Here is a 3,558-nt window from a genome sequence, read left to right on the forward strand (position 1 = left end):
CAGGACTGACAGGCCGTCACACCGGCCCCCGCCTGCTTTTGACAATTTGTCCCAGGCGCCTGCCCCCGCTGTCCCCCTGGCTGGGGCCCTGGCGTATTCCGAAATAATTTCAAGGACTTGGCCGTAGGTCCTGGGTTTGACGCCCGCCCAACGATGGCACCTGCCTTGCTCAAGGTCCCAGCTGGGGCTGGCTTTCTCCCGGAAGCGTGATGGAACTCTTCTTTCGCAAGTACTTCTGGAGCGTGAACCTGTTGTTCATCCTGCTCGTCGCCCTGCTGGCGGCGCGCACGGTGAACCTGTTCGTCGAATCCTCCATCTCCCCCGCGCCCGCGTCCGAGGCGCCCGCCCGCGTCGCGCAGCGCACCCACGCCGCGGACAGCGGCCTGGCCACCATCGACGCGGAGCGCCTGTCGCGCCTCACCGGCGTGAAGCTGCCGGAGCCGGAGGTCGCGGTGAAGGAGCCCACGGCGCCGGAGTTCGACGCCAACGCCCCGCCGGCCAAGAGCGGCCTGCGCGTGAAGCTGCTGGGCACGCTCGTCGCGGCCAACCCCGACTGGTCCTTCGCGTCCGTCATGGACATGAACACCCAGCGGTCGCAGACGTACATGATCGGCAACGACCTGATGGGCGCCACCGTCATGGAGATCGAACGCGAGCGCGTCATCATCAACAACCACGGGCGCCGCGAGTTCATCGACGGGCAGCCGGGTGACGGCGCCGTCGCCTACACCCCGCCCCCCACGGCCACGCCCGCCGCCACCCCGACCAACAGCCTGGGCAACGGCATCAAGTCCACGGGTGAGAACGAGTACGAAGTCCCCAAGGCCGAGATCGACAAGACGTTGAGCAACCTCAACGACGTGGCCATGCAGGCGCGCATCGTGCCCGCCTTCAAGGACGGCCAGGCGGTGGGCTTCAAGCTGTTCTCCATCCGCCCGGACAGCATCTATTCGAAGATCGGCGTCCAGAACGGTGACGTCATCCGCCGCATCAACGGCTTCGACATGAACAGCCCCGAGAAGGCGCTGGAGATCTACTCGAAGCTGAAGGACTCCAGCCGCATTGAGATCGAGATCGAGCGCAACGGCGCGCCGATCCGCAAATCCTACAACGTCCGTTAAACACCCCCGTCAAAGCGCCCGCTCCTCCATGAAGACGACGCTCCCGTCCTGGATGCTCTGCCTGTGCCTCGCGCTCTCCGTTCCCGCGTGGGCCCAGCGCCGTCCTACACAGCCCGCCAACCCGGCCCCCACTCGCGAGGCTTCGGGTGAACGTGACCGGACCATCACCCCGCAGAGCGCCAGCCCCGCGCCCGCCGAAAACCAGGGCCCGCGCCAGACGCCCACGTGCGAGCAGGCCCGGCGCAACGCGCGCTACGGCATCTACTTCGACAAGGTGGACATCGAGAAGCTCGTCCAGACCGTGTCGGACGCCACCTGCCGCACGTTCATCCTCCCGGAGAACGTGCGCGGGAAGATCTCCATCATCGGCCCGGAGAACGGCCGCGTGGAGGTGGACTCGGACTCGTTCTACTCCGCGTTCCTCGCCGCGCTCGACGCGAACGGCCTGGCCGTCTACCCGTACGGCCGGTTCCTGAAGATCGTCGACAAGCGCTCGGCGAAGCAGAACCCCATCCCGACCATCGTGGACGACACCACCCCGTACACGACGAACGAGCAGATGGTCACCAAGCTGTTCAAGATCAAGTACGTGGAGGTGGAGCCGCTGCGCGGCGTGCTCCAGCAGCTGGTCTCCAAGGACGGCGACACCATCCCGTACCCGCCGGACACCATCATCGTCAACGACGTGGGCTCCAACATCCACCGCCTGGAGCGCCTGATCAACCAGCTGGACAGCCGCTCCTCCAGCGACGAGATGCGCATCATCCAGGTGCAGTACGCCACCGCGCAGGACGTGGCCAACACCATCCAGAAGCTCTTCGAGGCCAAGGCCGGCGCGGGCGGCCGCGCGGGCCAGCGCCCCGGCAACTTCACGCAGGGCCAGCCGGGCCAGCCTCCTCCGGGCGCGGAGGGCGTCTCCGGCACCGAGTCGGGCGGCGCCGTCACGCTGTCGCAGATCATCCCGGACGAGCGCACCAACAAGCTCATCGTCGTGGCCAGCCCCGCCGCCTTCGGCCGCATCCAGGACCTGGTGCGGGAGATCGACATCCCGTCCGGCAGCGGCAACAAGATCAACGTCTACCCGCTGGAGAACGCCAACTCGGAAGAGCTGGCCAGCACGCTCCAGTCGCTCGCGCAGGGCACCGCCAACCGCCCCCAGCGTGGCCCCATCCCGGCGCAGCCGCAGGGCCTGCCGCGCGCGCCCGCCCAGGCCGCGGAGCTGTTCAGCGGCGAGGTGAAGATCTCCGCGGACAAGGGCACCAACTCGCTGGTCATCGTCGCCAGCCAGGCGGACTACAAGAACATCGTCCAGATCATCCAGCAGCTGGATCAGCCGCGCCGCCAGGTGTTCGTGGAGGCGGTCATCATGGAAGTGAACCTGGACCGCAACAGCGAGTTCGGCATCAACTTCCACCAGGGCTTCAGCCTCAAGACGGATGACGGCGCCATCCCCGGCATCCTCGGCACCAACTACTCCGGCGGCGGCGTGCCCCCGTCCTTCTCGCTGGCGAACCTGGCCAGCATGGGCGGCTTCCTCGCGGGCATCCAGGGCCCGGTGCTCCCGGAGCTCAAGGCGCTGGGCATCGACATCCCGGCCTTCGGCGTGGTGCTCAACGCCATGCAGCAGTCCTCCGACGTGAACGTGCTGTCCACGCCGCACCTGCTCACCAGCGACAACGAGGAGGCTGAAATCACGGTGGGCCAGAACGTGCCCTTCCAGTCCGGCTTCACCCCGTCCGCGCTGGGCAGCTCCGTCACCGGTGGCGTCCCCGGCGCCGGCGGCGTGCAGGCCTCGCTCTTGGGCTCGCTGGGCGGCCTGGGTTCGCTGTACGCGCCCATCACCCGCCAGAACGTGGAGCTCAAGCTCACCGTCAAGCCGCAGATCAACGAGAGCGACTACATCCGCCTGGTCATCACCGAGCAGACGGAAGAAATCGCCTCCACGGACCCCGTCCTGGGCCCCACGACGTCCAAGCGCAGCGCGAAGACGACGGTCATCGCCAAGGACATGGAGACGGTGGTGATTGGCGGCATCATGCAGGACCGCACGCTGGAGTCCGTCTCCAAGGTGCCGGTGCTGGGTGACATCCCGCTGCTCGGCCACCTGTTCCGCGACACCACGCGCCGCAAGACGAAGACGAACCTGCTGCTCTTCCTGACGCCCTACATCATCCGGGGCCAGGAGGACTTCCGCCGCATCTTCGAGCGCAAGATGAAGGAGCGGCAGCAGTTCGTGGAGCAGTTCTACGGCCAGGTCCCCGGCTACGACGTCGCGGTGGACTTCAGCCGCAAGCCCGGCCCCCTGTCGCGCATGAACCAGTCCGTCATCAAGGAAGAGCAGCGGGTGGAGAACGGCGGAAGCGGCACGCCCAACGAGCGCGTCATCCGCCCCAACGGCGCCCAGGGCAACGGCACCCAGCCGGCCCCCTCCCCGTCC

The 3,558-nt window shown here is 67.5% G+C and carries 2 protein-coding genes; both read left to right on the forward strand.

The annotated features are described in order from the left end of the window. The first annotated feature begins 209 nt into the window (after positions 1-209). Entirely contained in the window at positions 210-1,121 is a 912-nt protein-coding gene (gspC, locus tag D7X55_RS37440; RefSeq protein ID WP_120548059.1) for a type II secretion system protein GspC, read from the forward strand. Positions 1,122-1,149: 28 nt separating this feature from the next. Next, on the forward strand, positions 1,150-3,558 hold a 2,409-nt coding region (gene gspD / locus D7X55_RS37445), incomplete at its 3' end, for a type II secretion system secretin GspD (protein WP_121725531.1).

Origin of the sequence: Corallococcus sp. AB049A (assembly GCF_003668885.1) — a bacterium.
Lineage (GTDB): Bacteria > Myxococcota > Myxococcia > Myxococcales > Myxococcaceae > Corallococcus > Corallococcus interemptor.